General features: G+C 69.6%; 15 protein-coding genes and 1 tRNA gene. 4 read left to right on the plus strand and 12 right to left on the minus strand.

The window, feature by feature from the left end; genetic code table 11:
- Positions 1–530: 530 nt before the first annotated feature.
- The 10 genes from prmC to lysA all read right to left on the minus strand — a co-directional run bounded on the left by prmC (position 531) and on the right by lysA (position 11,282).
- A complete protein-coding gene (prmC, locus tag ABLG96_RS12315; RefSeq protein WP_353647681.1) occupies positions 531–1,424 on the minus strand; it encodes a peptide chain release factor N(5)-glutamine methyltransferase in 894 nt (297 codons plus the stop codon).
- Positions 1,421–2,527, minus strand: coding sequence for a peptide chain release factor 1 (gene prfA / locus ABLG96_RS12320; protein ID WP_353647682.1), 1,107 nt, complete (start codon positions 2,525–2,527; stop codon positions 1,421–1,423). Before prfA ends, prmC begins: the two co-directional genes overlap by 4 nt.
- A 113-nt stretch (positions 2,528–2,640) precedes the next feature.
- The gene (rpmE, locus tag ABLG96_RS12325; RefSeq protein ID WP_353647683.1) at positions 2,641–2,853 is read right to left on the minus strand and encodes a 50S ribosomal protein L31; all 213 of its coding nucleotides are present in this window, start codon (positions 2,851–2,853) and stop codon (positions 2,641–2,643) included.
- A 206-nt stretch (positions 2,854–3,059) separates the two neighbouring features.
- On the minus strand, positions 3,060–3,527 hold the full coding sequence (locus ABLG96_RS12330; RefSeq protein ID WP_353647684.1) for a PPOX class F420-dependent oxidoreductase: 468 nt from the start codon (positions 3,525–3,527) through the stop codon (positions 3,060–3,062).
- A complete protein-coding gene (gene rho, locus ABLG96_RS12335; RefSeq protein WP_353651484.1) occupies positions 3,524–5,809 on the minus strand; it encodes a transcription termination factor Rho in 2,286 nt (761 codons plus the stop codon). Before rho ends, ABLG96_RS12330 begins: the two co-directional genes overlap by 4 nt.
- 470 nt (positions 5,810–6,279) lie before the next feature.
- Positions 6,280–7,245 carry a homoserine kinase gene (gene thrB / locus ABLG96_RS12340; RefSeq protein ID WP_353647685.1) on the minus strand — a complete coding sequence of 322 codons (966 nt, stop codon included), beginning with the start codon at positions 7,243–7,245 and terminating at the stop codon, positions 6,280–6,282.
- On the minus strand, positions 7,242–8,336 hold the full coding sequence (thrC, locus tag ABLG96_RS12345) for a threonine synthase (RefSeq protein WP_353647686.1): 1,095 nt from the start codon (positions 8,334–8,336) through the stop codon (positions 7,242–7,244). Before thrC ends, thrB begins: the two co-directional genes overlap by 4 nt.
- Entirely contained in the window at positions 8,333–9,649 is a 1,317-nt protein-coding gene (locus ABLG96_RS12350) for a homoserine dehydrogenase (RefSeq protein WP_353647687.1), read from the minus strand. The genes thrC and ABLG96_RS12350 overlap by 4 nt, the downstream gene beginning before the upstream one ends.
- Positions 9,650–9,654: 5 nt before the next feature.
- Positions 9,655–9,876: a hypothetical protein gene (locus tag ABLG96_RS12355; RefSeq protein WP_353647688.1), complete on the minus strand. Its 222-nt coding sequence runs from the start codon at positions 9,874–9,876 to the stop codon at positions 9,655–9,657.
- Positions 9,873–11,282: a diaminopimelate decarboxylase gene (gene lysA, locus ABLG96_RS12360; RefSeq protein WP_353647689.1), complete on the minus strand. Its 1,410-nt coding sequence runs from the start codon at positions 11,280–11,282 to the stop codon at positions 9,873–9,875. Before lysA ends, ABLG96_RS12355 begins: the two co-directional genes overlap by 4 nt.
- Positions 11,283–11,665: 383 nt before the next feature.
- On the opposite strand from lysA, the gene ABLG96_RS12365 reads away from it, so the two are divergent.
- From ABLG96_RS12365 to ABLG96_RS12375, 3 genes are all read left to right on the plus strand, one after another.
- Entirely contained in the window at positions 11,666–12,634 is a 969-nt protein-coding gene (locus tag ABLG96_RS12365; protein ID WP_353647690.1) for a DUF3105 domain-containing protein, read from the plus strand.
- The gene (locus tag ABLG96_RS12370; RefSeq protein WP_353647691.1) at positions 12,631–13,377 is read left to right on the plus strand and encodes a DUF305 domain-containing protein; all 747 of its coding nucleotides are present in this window, start codon (positions 12,631–12,633) and stop codon (positions 13,375–13,377) included. Before ABLG96_RS12365 ends, ABLG96_RS12370 begins: the two co-directional genes overlap by 4 nt.
- Positions 13,378–13,441: 64 nt before the next feature.
- Positions 13,442–13,514: transfer RNA gene (locus ABLG96_RS12375), tRNA-Arg, on the plus strand.
- 217 nt (positions 13,515–13,731) lie between these two features.
- Here the strand turns inward: ABLG96_RS12375 and ABLG96_RS12380 are convergent.
- Both ABLG96_RS12380 and ABLG96_RS12385 read right to left on the minus strand, forming a co-directional pair.
- Positions 13,732–14,202, minus strand: coding sequence for a MaoC family dehydratase (locus ABLG96_RS12380; protein WP_353647692.1), 471 nt, complete (start codon positions 14,200–14,202; stop codon positions 13,732–13,734).
- 38 nt (positions 14,203–14,240) lie between these two features.
- Positions 14,241–15,524: a cytochrome P450 gene (locus tag ABLG96_RS12385; RefSeq protein WP_353651485.1), complete on the minus strand. Its 1,284-nt coding sequence runs from the start codon at positions 15,522–15,524 to the stop codon at positions 14,241–14,243.
- 179 nt (positions 15,525–15,703) lie between these two features.
- On the opposite strand from ABLG96_RS12385, the gene ABLG96_RS12390 reads away from it, so the two are divergent.
- Positions 15,704–16,333, plus strand: a complete 630-nt coding sequence (locus ABLG96_RS12390) for a trimeric intracellular cation channel family protein (protein ID WP_353647693.1) — start codon at positions 15,704–15,706, stop codon at positions 16,331–16,333.
- Positions 16,334–16,352 lie beyond the last annotated feature (19 nt).

Consider the following 16,352-nt stretch of genomic DNA (forward strand, 5'->3'; position numbering starts at 1 on the left):
AGTCGGAACATGGTGCGGCAGCATGACCGGGACCCGTCGATGACCCGACGGGGTCTCGACGCGCTCGTTCCTCGCTTGCTCGACCAGCGAGGACTTGACAGCGATGGGGGGATCCAGTCGCTCCCTGTCCTGAGCGACGAAGGAGTCGGAACATGGTGCGGCAGCACGACCGGGACCCGTCGATGACCCGACGGGGTCTCGACGCGCTCGTTCCTCGCTTGCTCGACCAGCGTCACATCATCATGGTCGAGTGCCACGCTCCTCCGTCGTTGGCGCGGTGCCCGTCTGGATTCGTCAACCGGGGCCGCGGATGATGGCGGCGCGCACTCCTGTGCAGCGCCGGACGTGCGAGTGAGCCTGCGAACCGACGCGTCCGGCATGTCCGGCGCGATCTCGACTCGCTCGTCCCTCGCTTGCTCGATCACCGCCGAACCGGCGGGGCGTGACCTCGCCGGGGTCATCCACCGACCTGTCCCGAAAGCTCGACTCCTGCGTCGCTCGTCGGCATCGGACTCGGGAGCTGCCGAGGCTCAGAACGGCCGGGAGTGGTCGATCCCCAGCGACACCCGTTGCGCCGTCACGAATCTCGGCCGCCCTGCGAGGTCTGTATGGTCCTGCACGTCGGCCAGTACCCGGCGCTGCTGCAGGATCGACGGCACGCTCGCCCTCTGGGTGTCATCGTGCTCGATGCCCAGCAGGCCACCGGTACGGAGCAGCCCCGCGGCGATCGGTACCAGCACCCGGATGACGTCGAGTCCGTCTGCACCCCCGAACACCGCAACGGCCGGATCGTGCTGGGAGACCTCGGGTTCGACCGGGGTGGCGTTGGGAACGTAGGGCGGGTTGCTGAGCACCAGGTCGGCCTGTCCAGCCAGGTCATAGGTCACCCGCTCATCGGCGATGTCGCCACCGCGCAGGTCGATCGGCGTCCCCCCGCGTTCGAGGTGCCGCTCCAGATTGCGTCTGGCCCAGGCCAGGGCGTTCGGATCCCGTTCCACCGCCACCACTCTCGCGTCCGGGCGGGCAGCGGAGACGGCGAGCGCAATGGCCCCGCTCCCCGAGCACAGATCGACCACCAGCGGCGCGGAGACGTCCTTCACCGCGCGGAGTGCCCAGTCGACGAGCAGTTCGGTCTCCGGCCGCGGGATGAAGACCCCCGGCCCGACCTGGATCGTCGCCAGACCCAGCTGCACCTCACCGATGATGTGCTGCAACGGGATCCGCTGCGCACGCCGAGCGATCACCGTCCGGTAGTGCTCCACCCATTCCGGCTCCACGAGCGGCTGCAGACCGAGCCTGGTCCGCCCCACGCCGAGGATCCAGGCCGCCAGCTCTTCGGCGTCCACCTGCGGAGTGGGCACGCCAGCCGCCTCGAGTTCCTGCGCGGCCTGCCTGATCACCACCCGCAGCGGTTGGCGCTTCATGAAGATCCTCCTGCTGCGAGCGCGAGCCGTTCGGCCCGATCTGCGGACGCGAGCGCGTCCAGCGCAGGATCCAGATCGCCGTCCAGCACCGCGTCCAGGTTGTAGGCCTTGAAGCCCACCCGATGGTCGGCGAACCGGTTCTCGCCGAAGTTGTACGTCCGCACCCGCTCACTGCGGTCGACGGTGCGCACCTGGGAGCGGCGGGACTCGGCCTCGGCCGACGCCGCCTGCTCACGAGCTGCCACCAGCAACCGGGAGCGCAGGATGCGCATTGCCTGTTCCTTGTTCTGCAGCTGGGACTTCTCGTTCTGACAGCTCGCCACGATGCCGGTCGGCAGGTGGGTGATCCGGACGGCCGAGTCTGTCGTGTTCACCGACTGGCCGCCCGGGCCGGACGAGCGGAACACGTCGATCCGCAGATCAGCGGGCAGCACGTCCACCTCGACGTCCTCGGCCTCGGGGGCCACGAACACGCCGACCGCCGACGTGTGGACGCGGCCCTGGGACTCCGTCACCGGCACCCGCTGGACCCGATGCACGCCGCCCTCGAACTTCAGCCTGGCCCACACGCCGTCGGCCGGCGCCGGGTTGCCCGGTGCCTTCACCGCGACCGTGACGGAGGTGTAGCCGCCCAGATCGGAGTCGGCCGCCGAGAGGATCTCGGTCTTCCAGCCACGTCGCTCGGCGTACCGCAGGTACATCCGCAGCAGATCGCCGGCGAACAGGGCCGACTCGTCGCCGCCCTCCCCCGCTTTGACCTCGAGGATCACGTCCTTGGCATCGTCCGGGTCACGCGGAGCGAGCAGTTCGGCGAGCGCCGATTCGAGCTGCACGATCCGGACGGTCAGTTCGGCAGCCTCGGCGGCGAACGTCGCGTCCTCGGACGCGAGTTCTTGCGCGGCACCGAGATCGCCGCGGACCGTCTCCAGTTCGGTGGCGGCGCGCACGATGGGCGTCAGCTCCGCGTACCGCCGACCCAGCGTGCGGGCCAACGCCTGGTCGGCGTGCACCGCCGACTCCGACAGGCGCAGCTCCAGCTCCCGGTACTCACCGACCAGCTCGGGCACGCCGGTCACGGCGGGGGTGGTGTTGGTGGTGCTCACAGACTCGCTCGTCTCTCACTGCAGGGCGGCCACCGGGGATGGTGGTCGGAAACGCGAAACGGCGCCCACCCGGGTCATCGAGATGATGAGCGGGTGGGCGCCGTGCCGAGGAACTAGCGGGTGCGCTTGCCGTACCGCTGCTCGAAGCGGGCGACGCGGCCGCCGGTGTCGAGGATCTTCTGCTTGCCCGTGTAGAACGGGTGGCACTGGGAGCAGACCTCGACGGTGATCTGACCGCGGGTCTCGGTGCTCTTGGTGGTGAAGGAGTTGCCGCAACCACAGTTCACGGTGGTGTCGGTGTACTCCGGGTGGATACCGGTCTTCATCTGTGCTGGTTCCCTTCTCAGTGGCCGCCGGGTCGATCCAGGTGCGGGATGCACGGGAGTCGGGAACCGGAGCCGGGTGTACCGGACCATTCTGCCAGATCGGAGGGGTCTCGCCGGACCACGGCGGGGACCACAGGACGACGAAGAGCTGCGCTCCGCCCCACGATCCGGGGGGACCCGTCCGCTGACTCCGCCTACAACACCGATCACGGCCGGGTATTCCCGGCCTGGTCAGCGAGGGGTCGCGCTGCCACCGGGTCCGGAATCGTGACGACGAGCGCACCGGGTGGCCGTGGCCGGCCGATCCTGGCACCGATCCAGATCCCGATCTGCGTCATGAGGGCCTGGAAGCCGTACTTGCGCCGCAGCGCTGTCAGGACGTCGGTGACTCTGGCATCGTCACCGATCGCTGCGTGAGCCTCGATCGGCTCACCCACCGGTTCCCCGCGCATGCTGCACGGTTGGACGAGCACCCGGCCGTTGTTGCGGATCCGCTTGACCTTGCCCGAGGTCGGGTTGGTCCAGACCCACAGATCGCCGTCCAGCTCGACCGCCCAGACCGCCGTCGGAACGGCAACCCCGGACTTGCGGAACGTGGTCAGCAGGACGAACCGGGAACCGGCCAACACCGCAAGCGGTGCCGGCCGGTCCGTGGCCGAGTTCCCGGAGATCACTCCTGGCCGGGGGTGTTCTTGGCGACCTGCATGAGGAACTCGATGTTGGTGCGAGTCTTGCGCAACCGATCGAGCACCAGTTCCAGGCTCTGCTGGGTGTCCAGCGCGCCGAGCACCTTGCGGAGTTTCACCACGACGGCGAGCTCGTCCGGGCTCATCAACAGGTCTTCCTTGCGGGTGGAGGACTGGTTGAGGTCGATGGCCGGGAAGATCCGCTTGTCCGACAGGCGACGGTCCAGCTTGAGCGCGGCGTTGCCGGTGCCCTGGAACTCCTCGAAGATCACCGTGTCACCGGCCGAACCGGTCTCCACCAGGGTGGAGGCGAAGATGGTCAGCGAACCGCCGTTCTCGATGTTCCGTGCCGCGCCGAGGAAGCGCTTCGGCGGGAACAGTGCGGTCGAGTCGACGCCACCGGACAGGATCCGGCCGGACGCCGGGGCAGCCAGGTTGTAGGCCCGGCCCAGGCGGGTGATCGAGTCGAGCAGCACGACGACGTCGCGGCCCATCTCGACCAGTCGCTTGGCCCGCTCGATCGCCAGTTCGGCGACCATCGTGTGGTCGGCCGGCGGCCGGTCGAAGGTCGAGGCTATGACCTCACCCTTCACCGAGCGCTGCATGTCGGTGACCTCTTCGGGACGCTCGTCCACCAGCACCACCATCAGGTGGCACTCCGGGTTGTTGGTCGCGATCGCGTTGGCGATGGCCTGCATCACCATGGTCTTGCCGGCCTTGGGCGGCGCGACGATCAGGGCGCGCTGGCCCTTGCCGACGGGCATCACCAGGTCGATCACCCGGGTCGTCAACAGGTGCGGTTCGGTCTCGAGGCGGAGTCGCTCGTTGGGGTAGAGCGGGGTGAGCTTGGTGAACTCGGGACGGTTCTTCGCAGCTTCCGCATCGAGGCCGTTGACCGTGTCGATCCGGACCAGCGCGTTGAACTTCTGACGCTGCTGCGACTCGCCCTCGCGGGGAGCGCGGACGGCACCGACGAGATGGTCGCCGCGGCGCAGCCCGTGCTTGCGGACCTGGCTGAGCGAGACGTACACGTCGTTCGGACCGGACAGGTAGCCGGACGTCCGCACGAAGGCGTAGGAGTCGAGCACGTCGACGATGCCGGCCACCGGCAACAGGACGTCGTCCTCGCGGATCTCGGTGTCCGGATCGCCGCCGAGCCGATCCGTGCGGGCATTCCCGCGACGGTTGCGGGTGCTGCGATCGCGGTCGCGGTACCGGCTGCGCCGGCCACCGCGATCGTCGTCCTCGTCCTGCGAGGAGTTCTGGTCGTTACGGGTGTTCTGCCGGTTCTGGTTGTCGCGCTGACGATCCTGGCGGTCGCCGCGGTCCTGACGATCACCATCGCCCTGCTCGCTCTGGCCGTTCTGGCTGCCGGTGCTCTGGCCGTTCTGGTTGGCGGTGTTCTGATTGGCGGTGTTCTGGTTGGCAGTGTTCTGGTTGGCAGTGTTCTGGTTGCCACCACCCTGGCCGTCCCGGTCGCGATCGCGGCGGTTGCGGCGGTTGCGCCGACTGCTGCGCTCGCCCTGGTCGCCGTCCTGACGGTCTGATCCCCGCTCGGTCTGCTGATCGGACTGACGGGCGTTGTCCGCACGATCACCGCCGCCGGACTGACGATCGGTGTTCGTCGACTCCGTGTCGGCAAGTCCTGCGGCGTTCGCGTCGGAGGTTCCGGCGCGCTCGCGACGGCTGGACCGCGGGTCCTGGTCTTCGGTCTGCGTCGTGCGCGTCGAACGGTCGTCGGCCGAGCGGTCGTCGGTCGAACGGGCGTCGGTCGAACGGGCGTCGGCCGAGCGGTTGCCATCGCCGGCGGTGAGCCGGTCGGTGTCGAAGAGCGTCGCGGACGCGGCGTCGGTGGCGGTCGGGGCGCCTGCCGCGCGGCCGGCGCGACGACGGGAGCGGGGCTGCTCATCGTCCCCAGCCGCGGTGTCGGCAGACGGTGCCGTTCGTGCAGACGGCGCAGTGCCGTCGGACGAAGCCGAGACGCTCGACGGCGCAGTGCCGTTGGACGGAGCCGAAGCGTTCGACGGCGCACTGCTGCCGGACGAAGCAGTTCCGCCGGACGAAGTTGCGGGGGTGGTCGATGCTGCGGACCCTGCCGGGGTGGCGGGGTCTGCGGGTGCGGCGCGGCGGGATCCGGCGCGCGTCGCCACCGCGGGTTGGGAGCCGCCCTGGTGTGCGCTGATCGCGGCGATCAGATCGCCCTTGCGCAGACCGGAAACTCCCTTGATGCCCATGGAGGAGGCCATGGCCTTGAGGTCGGGCAGCACCATGCCGGAAAGTCCGCCGGAGGAACGCGATGCGTTCCCCGGGGCCTTCTGACCGCGCGTGGTGGTGTCCAACAGCTCCGTGGTGTCGCTCACGAAGTTCCTTCCTGTCCGGTCGCGATGCGATCCGGTGCGGGACGTCGCCGACCGTCTGGCCGGCGGGAACGGATCACACCCATGGCAGGGTGCGTCCGACTGAGGTGATGCTGATCCGGATGCGTCCGACGGGCCCGTTCCATGCACCCCGAATGGGGCTCATCGGAACTGTGAAGGGTGACGGGAACTTTGCGGTGTCCATGACACGGACACGCTGTCCCCCGCGAACTGGACCCACATCTCCCGGAACGACCGTAATGGTGGGGTCCGAGTGAGATGTGCGGAACCTGCAACCGCAGGTCCGCTGATCTCCTCCAGCCTAACCCTGCGGCTGACGCGCGGCAAACACGGCGCGCCACAGATCACCATCCGGCTGTTCCTCAGGCCTGCGCGCCGGGTCCGACGACGAGCCCGCGGGTGTCGACAGCGAGCGTCTCCGCCTCGAAACCGTCGACCTGCCACGCGTCGCGGTCGAAGTCTCGCCGGGAGCGCGGGTCGAGCAGGACCAACACCGACGGCCCCGCGCCCGAGACGGTCGCCGCGAACCCGGCATCCCGCAGGCGCAGCACCAGGTCCGCCGTCGGCCGCATCGCCGATGCCCGGTACCGCTGGTGCAGCCAGTCGTGGGTGGCCTCGAACAACAACTCGGGAGCTTGGCCGAGGGCGTACATCAACAGCGCAGAGGTCCGACTGTTCAAGGCGGCGTCGCGATGCGGAACCGTGTCCGGCAACAAGGTCCTGGCCATCTCGGTCGACGCACCGCGATCCGCCGAGAACAGCAGCACGCTCACCTCCGGGTGGATGACGGGGCGCACCACCCTGGTCCGACCCGATTCCTCGATCCACGACAGCGTGAACCCGCCGAGCACCGCCGGCGCAGCATTGTCCGGATGACCCTCGATGCCCGCCGCGATGTCGAGCAGGTCGCCGTCCGACATCCGCATCGACCCGTCGGGCACCAGAGCCCGGCCGACTGCCAGCCCGGCCACGATCGCCGCGGCCGACGAGCCCTGCCCGCCCCCGTGCGGGATCACGTTGTGGCACAACAGTTCCAGATCGGCGAGCGGCTCGTCGAGGGCTGCCAGGGCGCGCTGTGCGCTGCGGTGCACCAGATTGTCGGCCGACCGCGGCACGGTCGATGCGCCGCAGCCCTGCACCTCGATCCGGACTCCGGAGTCGGATCGTCTGCCCCACACGACATCGCGCTTGTCCAGTGCGAGTCCGAGGCTGTCGTACCCGGGCCCGAGGTTGGCCGAGGTCGCCGGCACGCTGACGGCGACCCAGCCCTCCCCCGGTCCGGCCATCGATCCCGGCGTGGGCGCGGGCAGGGGTGCCGGCAGGGTCATGCCAGTCCCAGTGCTCCGGCGACGGCTTCCACCGACACCGGGAGGACTTCCGGCGCCCCCATCGTCATCAGGGCGGTGTCGGGATCCTTGAGCCCGTTGCCGGTGACGGTGCAGACGATCCGCGATCCGCGGGGCAACCGGCCGTCCTCGGCGGTCTTGAGCAGCCCGGCCACGGACGCGGCCGACGCCGGTTCGACGAACACCCCGGTCGAGGTGGCCAGCAGCCGGTAGGCGGCCAGGATCTGTTCGTCGGTGACCGAGTCGATGAGCCCGCCGGAGCTGTCCCTGGCGTCGATCGCACCACCCCAGGACGCGGGATCACCGATCCGGATCGCGGTGGCGATCGTGTCCGGGTCCTTGACGGGGTGCCCGAGCACCAGGGGCGCAGCTCCCGCGGCCTGGAAGCCGAAGATCCGCGGGAGCACGCTGCTGGTGCCGTCCTCGTGGTATTCGGTGTAGCCCTTCCAGTAGGCCGTGATGTTGCCCGCGTTGCCGACCGGCAGGCAGTGGATGTCCGGCGCATCGCCGAGCACGTCGCAGATCTCGAACGACGCCGTCTTCTGGCCCTCGATCCGCGCGGGGTTGACGGAGTTCACCAGTTCGATGCCCTCGGTGGAGACGACCGTCTTGCGGGCCAGCTCCAGGCAGTCGTCGAAGTTGCCCTCGATCTGGAGGATCTGCGCGCCGTATGCGACGGCCTGGGCGAGCTTGCCCTGGGCGATCCGGCCGGTCGGGATCAGCACGGCAGCAGTCAGGCCTGCCCTGGCTGCGTAGGCCGCCGCCGATGCGGAGGTGTTGCCCGTCGACGCGCACAGCACCGCCCGCGCGCCGGACGCCTTCGCCGCGGTCACCGCGACCGTCATGCCGCGGTCCTTGAACGAGCCGGTCGGGTTGGCACCCTCGACCTTGAGCCAGACCTCGCCGCCAACGAGCTGGGACAGCGCCGGTGCGGGCAGCAACGGCGTCCCGCCCTCGAACAAAGTCACGATCTCGGTGCCCTCGGGCAGCGGGATGCGGCTGCGGTACGCCTCGATCAGTCCCGGCCAGCGCTGGTGCACCGGGCTGGTGGTCTGCTGGTTCTCATCGCTCACGACAGCTCTCCCGTCACTCTCATCACCGAGGTCACCGCGCGCACGCCCGGGAGCTCCGATACGCTGCGCACGGTCTCGGCCAGGTCGGCGTCCCTGGCCTCGTGGCTGACGATCACCAGGAAAGCGCCGTCGCCGGCGCCCTCCTGGCGGACCGTGGCGATGGAGACGCCCCTGGCGGCGAACTCGGTGGCGACAGCGGCGAGCACTCCCGCGCGATCCTCGACGTCCAGATTGACGTGGTACCGCGTCGGGACGTCACCCATCGAGCGGATCGGCAGGTCGGCGTAGGAGGATTCGCGGGGACCATGTCCACCGGCGATCCTGTTGCGCGCCACCGCGACCAGGTCGCCCAGGATGGCGGAGGCGGTCGGCGAACCCCCGGCCCCGGGCCCGGAGAACATCAATCGGCCGGCCGATTCTGCCTCGACGTACACGGCGTTGTACGCCCCGTCGACTCCCGCCAACGGGTGCCCGCTCGGCAGCATCACCGGATGCACCCTGGCCGAGACGCTCTCCCCTTCGTCGGTGACCACCCGTTCGCAGATCGCCAGCAACTTGATGACGCACCCGATCCTGGCGGCCGCCAGCACGTCGGCGGCCGTGACGGACGACATGCCCTCGCGGTGCACATCGCTGACTGCCACCCGGGTGTGGAAGCAGATCGAGGCAAGGATCGCGGCCTTGGCAGCCGCGTCGAAGCCCTCGACGTCGGCAGTCGGATCCGCCTCGGCGTATCCGAGCCGGGTCGCCTCCTTCAGCGCGAGGTCGTAGCTGTCGCCGCCGGCCGTCATCGACCACAGGATGTAGTTGGTGGTGCCGTTGACGATCCCCATCACCCGCGAGATCCGGTCCCCGGCCAGCGATTCACGCAACGGCCGGATCAGCGGGATCGCCCCCGCGACCGCTGCTTCGTAGTAGAGGTCGGTACCGGCGGCGTCCGCCGCCTCGTACAGCGCGGGACCCTCCTGAGCCAGCAGCGCCTTGTTGGCGGTCACCACTCCCGCACCGCGCTGGAGCGCGGTGAGCAACAGTTCCCTGGCGGGCTCGATCCCGCCCATCACCTCGACGATCACGTCCAGATCCGGTCGCCCGACGAGCGCAGCCGCGTCCGTGGTGATCAGCTCAGCCGGCAGGTTCGGGTGCTTGGCCGGGTCGCGGACGGCGATCGCCGCCAGCTCCAGACGGCCACCGACCTTGCTGGCCAGCTCCGCGCTCTGCTCCTGCAGCAGCCGGATCACCTGTGATCCGACGACCCCGGCGCCCAGCAGACCCACCCGCACGACGCGCTCGGAACCGGCCGCCGGGCCGGTCACCCCGGTCACCGTCGGGTGGTGGAGCGGAAGACCCGGAAGGAGACCACCAGCAGTGCCAGCACCACGACGACGGCGGCGATCGCGATCGTGGTCCGCAGCCAGTCGGGCATGGCCGGCTTGATCAGCACCACGACGATCAGCACTGCAGCCAAGGCGAGCAGCACGGTGCCGGGCACCAGCGAGGGCTGACGGTTCTTTCCCGGTCGGGCCGGGGTGGGGTCGGTCACCAGTTCTCCAGTCGCATCAGGTCGTCGTCGGTCTCCCGACGCAGCATCACCCGGTCCGTGCCGTCGGTCACCGTGACCACGGCCGGACGCGGAAGTCGGTTGTAGTTGCTGGACATCGCGTAGCAGTAGGCGCCGGTGGCGGCCACCGCCAGCAGATCGCCGGGGGCGAGGTCCGCAGGAAGGTAGCAGTCGCGGACGACGATGTCGCCGCTCTCGCAGTGCTTGCCCACCACCCGCGACAAGGCCGGCGGCGCCTCGGACGTGCGCGAGGCGAGCACGACCGTGTACTCCGCGTCGTACAGCGCCGTCCGGATGTTGTCGCTCATCCCGCCGTCGACGGAGACGTAGCGCCGCACCAGTCCACCGTCCAGCTCGACGTCCTTGATCGTGCCGACCTCGTACAGGGTGAGCGTGCCGGGCCCGGCGATCGCGCGGCCCGGCTCGACGGCGATCCGCGGCACCGGTACCCCGGCTCGCTGCGCCTCACTGGTGACGATCTCGATCAGCGACTTGGCCATCTCGTCCGGGGCGGGCGGGTCGTCCCCGGCGACATAGGCGATGCCCAACCCGCCGCCGAGGTCAAGCGTGGTGAGCGTGCCCGCCAGCTGCGGATGCTGCGCCAGGACCTCGGCCATCAGGGCGACCACCCGGTGCGCCGCGACCTCGAAGCCCGACGGGTCGAAGATCTGCGAACCGATGTGGCTGTGCAGTCCGACCAGGGCGAGCGCGTCGCCGGCGGCCACCACGCGACGGGCGGCTTCGGCTGCGGCACCATTGGCCAGTGAGAAGCCGAACTTCTGGTCCTCGTGGGCGGTCGCGATGAACTCGTGGGTGTGCGCCTCGACGCCGACCGTCACCCGGATCATCACCGCTGCCGTGGTGTCGTGGGCCTCGGCGATCGCTGCCAGCCGAGCGATCTCCTCGAACGAGTCGAGCACGACGATGCCGATCCCGGCCTCGACCGCCGCGGTCAACTCGGCCTCGGACTTGTTCGAGCCGTGGAGTGCGATCCGTTCTGCTGGGAATCCGGCGCGCAGCGCCAGCACCAACTCGCCGCCGGAGCAGACGTCCAGCGAGAGTCCCTCCTCCGCCAGCCAGCGGACGACCTGACCGGACAGGAACGCCTTTCCGGCGTAGTGCACGTCGTCCGCGTGGCCGTAGGCGTCGGCGAAGTCCTGGCAGCGGGACCGGAAATCTGCCTCGTCGGTGACGAACAGCGGTGTCCCGTGCCTCATCGCCAGGTCGCGCACGTCCAGGCCGGCCACCGCGAGGGCGCCCGAATCGGACCGACGAGCGCCGCGGGAGAAGATCCGGGGGTCGATCGCGTTCAGGTCGGCCGGCTCCCGCAGGTGGGTGTGCGGCGTCGCAACGTCCGCGTGCCGGGGCCCCGCCGGATGCGCCCTCATTCCAGGACTCCCTCGAACCGCACGCTGCGCCACTTCCTCTACCGGTACTCGGGTCCAGGCTGCCGGCCGGGACTCAGACGGGGCCGCGCGATCGGCTCCCGACATCCATTGTCTCAGCCCGGACCGGAGGCACCCACCGGCGGTCCCCGCGCCGGGCGCCCCGACGGGTGCGCTCTCGCGCCCGTCTACCGTCCGGTGTGTCCCATCCGGCGCCCGTACACTCGCTGAGGCTCCCCCGGGAGCCGCGACCGCACGATCTGGGCGGCGCCCCCCGCACCTGACGACGAGGTTCGAAGAACAAGATGATGGCCAGTGGCTCCAGCAACAGACGTCCGGCTTCCCCGAAGTTGCCCTCCACCGGGGCTCGCCAGAGCCTCCCGTGGATGACGATCGCCGCGGTGGCCGTGGTCGTCCTGCTGGCCGGTGGCATCACCTGGGTGATCGTCGACAAGTCCAGTGCGAAGAGTTCAGCGTCGGAGAAGCTGCAGGCCTGGGTGCCGACCGCCGACAACCGTGACCCGTCGACCAAGATCCCCGGGATCTACGTCGGCGCGCGGACCGACGAGGGCGCCGGCAAGGCCTACGCCTACGGCAAGTACGTCGCTGCGATCCACGTGACCTCCGACCAGCGCGTCGCCTACGACCGGTTCCCGCCCGTCGGTGGACCGCACGACCAGCAGTGGGCCGACTGCCAGGGCGTCGTCTACGACAAGCCCGTCCGCGACGAGAACATGGTTCACACGCTGGAGCACGGGGCGGTCTGGATCGCCTACAACCCGGAGACCGTCACCGGCGCCGAGCTGGACACGCTGAAGGCCTACGTCACCGGCCAGAACTACATCACCCTGACGCCGTACACCGGCCTCAAGGCCAACATCTCGCTGCAGGGCTGGGCGCATCAGCTGCAGGTCGCCTCCGCCTCGGACGAGCGGATCGCCCAGTTCATCACCGCGCTCCGGCAGAACCAGTACGTCTACCCGGAGACCGGCGCGCGCTGCGACTCCCCCGGCTGGGACTCGGCGAACCCGTACCCCCTCGACACTTCACCGCGGACCAGCGCGGACGTCCAGATGGACGGCAAGGGCGCTGCCGCCGCGACTGACGAGGCCGGGGTCGGCGCGTCCGACTCCTCGGGCGCAGAGTCCTCTGGTGCGGCGTCGTCGGGTGCAGCGTCCTCCGGTGCAGAGTCCTCCGGTGCAGCGTCGTCGGGTGCAGCGTCCTCCGGTGCAGAGTCGTCCGGTGCAGCGTCCTCCGGTGCACAGTCGTCCGGCGCGGAATCCTCCAGTACCGAATCCTCCAGCGCGCCGTCGTCCGGCGCTGCGTCGTCGTCGGCGGCACCGTCGAGTCGATGAGTCAGCAGCCCGACATCGACGACGAGTCGGCCGCACCTGCTGCGCCGCCGACCGATCGTCGACGGATCGTGGTGATCGGGGCGCTGTTCTCGGTGGCGCTGTTGGCCCTGGGTTTTCTGGTGGGCTACGCCCTGAACTCCGGCGACGACCTCGCCGTGGCCGTTCCGGCGAACGATTCGATCGAGGCCGGGTTCCTGCGCGACATGATCACCCACCACGACCAGGCCGTGGTGATGGCGCACGAAGCCGAGACCCACTCGAGGGATCCGGAGATCCAGCGCATGGCGTACGACCTGGTGACGACGCAGCAGGGTCAGATCGGCACCATGAGCGGCTGGCTGATGCTGTGGCAGCTGCCGCAGCAGGTCTACAGCCCCCGGATGGCCTGGATGGGCAACGACATGGCCGGCCACGGCATGGGCGGGATGGGATCAGTCACGACGACCAACGGGTCGTCGACCGGGCAGTCGGCGGACGGCGCTCTGATGCCTGGGATGGCCACCGACGCGCAGATGGACCAGCTCAGCACACTGCGCGGCAGCGCCTCCGACGTGCTGTTCCTCCAGCTGATGATCCGGCACCACCAGGGCGGTTCGGCGATGATGCGGTACGCCGAGACCCACGCGAGCAATCCGATCGTCTCCAACTTCGCCGGTCAGATGGCCAACACCCAGGACGGAGAGGTCGCCGTCATGACGCAGATGCTGCAGGCCCGCGGCGCGCAGCCGCTCCCCGCTCCCTGAGCACCGCACGCAGCAGATCAAGGGGCGAGTTCTCCACCGACGATGCGGTAGTCTTGTTCTCGCCGCCTCCGTAGCTCAGGGGATAGAGCACCGCCCTCCGGAGGCGGGGGTCGCAGGTTCAAATCCTGCCGGGGGCACAGATCTTCCGCATCAGGGCCGGTACCGATCAGTCGGTACCGGCCCTGACCCGTGGGGGTACCAGTGCCGAGGTCCGATGGCCGTTGCCACCCAACGCCTTCCACAGTGATCACACCGGCGGCGATGGGTCCGTCCATCAAGTGACCAGGAAATGGCCCTCGACCCGAGTTCCAGCAGGTGCACCTGCCGGAATGACGATCGAGGGTCACTTCCTCGTCAGTGCCCCATCGCATCGCTACGCCGGGTCGAGAACAAGCCCGTGAACGTCAGCCGGAGCACTTCGTCCGCCGGATCGCCACCACGCAGGGCTCGGCCGGTCATCTCGATCAGCCCGAGGGTCGGGCGCTTCGCAGACACCCTGGCGGACAACACGTCCGCGGTGAAGTGCAGCTCGTCGCCGGCGAACACCGGGCGCGGCCAGGCGATCTCCCGCCCACCGGGTGATCCCTGGGACGTCGATCCGGCCAGCACCTCGTCCGCCCAGGCGCGCATCCACAACGACGCCGTGAACCAGCCGCTGGCGCACAGTCCACCGAGCAACGAGTTCTTCGCCGCGACCGGGTCGGTGTGGAACGGTTGCGGATCGAACCGGTGGGCGAAGGCCAGCATCTCGTCGTGATCGACGACGGTGCTGCCCAGTGCCAGCGCCTCGCCCACGACGAAGTCTTCGTAGCTGCGTGTGCTCATGGAACCGATCGTGCACCCTGGCCGGGAGCGCCCGCGACTCAGCCCAACAACACCGGCAGTTCCTCGACGCCGTAGACGATCGACGTCTGGCGGTAGCTCAGCTGGTCCGGCCGCTTGGCCAGGGTCAGGTTCGGGAACCGGCGGACCAGCCGCGGATAGGCGATCCGGAGCTCCATCTTGCCGAGCTCCGCGCCCACACACCGGTGGACGCCGTAGCCGAACGCCAGGTGCTTGGTCGGCTCCCTGCGCGGATCGAAACTGTCCAGGTCGCCGTCGGCCATCGCCTGGTCGCGATCGGCCGCCGACAGCGAGACCATCACCATGTCGCCCTTGCTGATCGGCACGCCGGCGACCTCGGTGTCCTCTCGGGCGAACCGCGGGAACGCGACCTGGACGACCGCCAGATACCGCAGCAGCTCTTCGACGAACGGGCCGATCGCTGCGTCGTCGTCCCGGATGAGATCCCGGGTGTCCTTGTCCTGCAACAGGACCAGGCCACCCAGCGCGATCATGCTCGCCGTGGTCTCGAATCCGCCCACCAGGATCCCGTCGGCCAGACCTGCGAGCTCCTCGTCGGAGATCGAATCGCCGTGCTCGCGGATGATCATGCCCAGCAGGCCGTCACCGGGGTTCTTGCGTTCCCGGGCGACGACCCCCATCAGATAGTCGAGCGAATCGGAGATGGCGCCCAGCGAGGCGCCCGCGCCCGCGAACAGATCGAACCGGGCCACCGACAGGCTCTGGAACGCCTCGCGGTCGGCGTACGGCACCCCCAGCAGCTCGCAGATGGCCAGCGACGGGATCGGCAACGAGAACAGCTCGCACAGGTCGACCGGTTTGCCGGTGCGCTTCGCCTCGGCCTCCATCGCGTCCAGTTGCGCATCGACGATCTCCTCGAGCCGCGGGATCAGCCTGTTCAGCCGGCGCATGGTGAACTCGGGGGTCAGGATCTTGCGCAGCCGGGTGTGATCCGGCGCGTCGGCCATGCCGAGACCGCCGGGGTCCTTCTCCCCCACATCGCCACCGATCGCCGCGAGCAGTGCCGGGTCCGCACTGATGTTGGTGAAGTCGTTGGAGAAGGTGGTCGCGTCGGCGAGCACGGTCTTGGCCGCCTCGTACCCCGTCACCAGGTGGATCGTGACGCCGCCGAAGGGCACCGGCAGCTTGCTCACCGGCGCCTCGGTGATCAACTTCCGTAATTCGGGCAACGGATCCAGACCGTCCCGGCGCAGCGGCATGGTGACCGAGGCCGGCAGCAGCGACAGCGCCGACCTGCCTCGCTTCTGCTGGAAGGCGAGTGCCCGCTTGGCCACCGCGCCGATCAGGCGGGACTTGGCCGCGGTGCCGACCTTCCGGACACCGGCCCAGCCGCGCGTCGCGAGCCCACGGATCTGCTGCACTGCTGAAGACACTGCGCTCCTCCTCGATCCCCCCGAACCACCTCAAACCTACCGAGCCGGGCAGACCGCACCGCACCGACCGTGGGTGTTTCACTGGTCCGGTGACGCAGCAGGCCGTCGAAGTGGCGCTGAACCTGATCGGCTTGATCGCCTTCGCGCTGTCCGGTGCGCTGATGGCGGTGCGCAAGGACATGGATGTCATCGGCATGGTCGTCCTCGCGGCGATCACCGCCCTCGGGGGCGGCGTCATCCGGGACGTCCTGCTGGGCGACACGCCGCCGGTGGCACTGCGCACCACGTGGTGGCTGGTCGTCCCGCTCGCGGCCGCAGCGCTGACGTTCTTCTTCCATCCCGTGGTGGCGCGGCTGCGGCGAGCGGTGCTGGTGTTCGACGCCATCGGGCTGGGTGTCTTCTGCGCTGCGGCGACGACGAAGGGGATCGCGGCCGGTCTCGGACCGCTGGGCGCTGTGGTGATCGGGATCGTCACCGGAGTCGGGGGCGGCATCCTGCGCGACGTGCTCGCCGGCGAGATCCCGTCGGTGCTCAGGCGGGACACCCAGCTGTACGCGGTCGCTGCCCTGACCGGGTGTGTGTTCGTCGCGGTCGCGCACGAGCTGGGACAGGACGGCCTCTGGGTGCAGTTCGTCGCGGCCGCCGGGATCTGCGCACTCCGGCTCGCAGCACTCTGGCGCGGGTGGGGTGCGCCGGCACCGGGACGCCGGATCAGCTGACCGGAGCCCGGAAGCGCGT

This window comes from Nakamurella sp. A5-74 (assembly GCF_040438885.1).
GTDB lineage: Bacteria > Actinomycetota > Actinomycetes > Mycobacteriales > Nakamurellaceae > Nakamurella.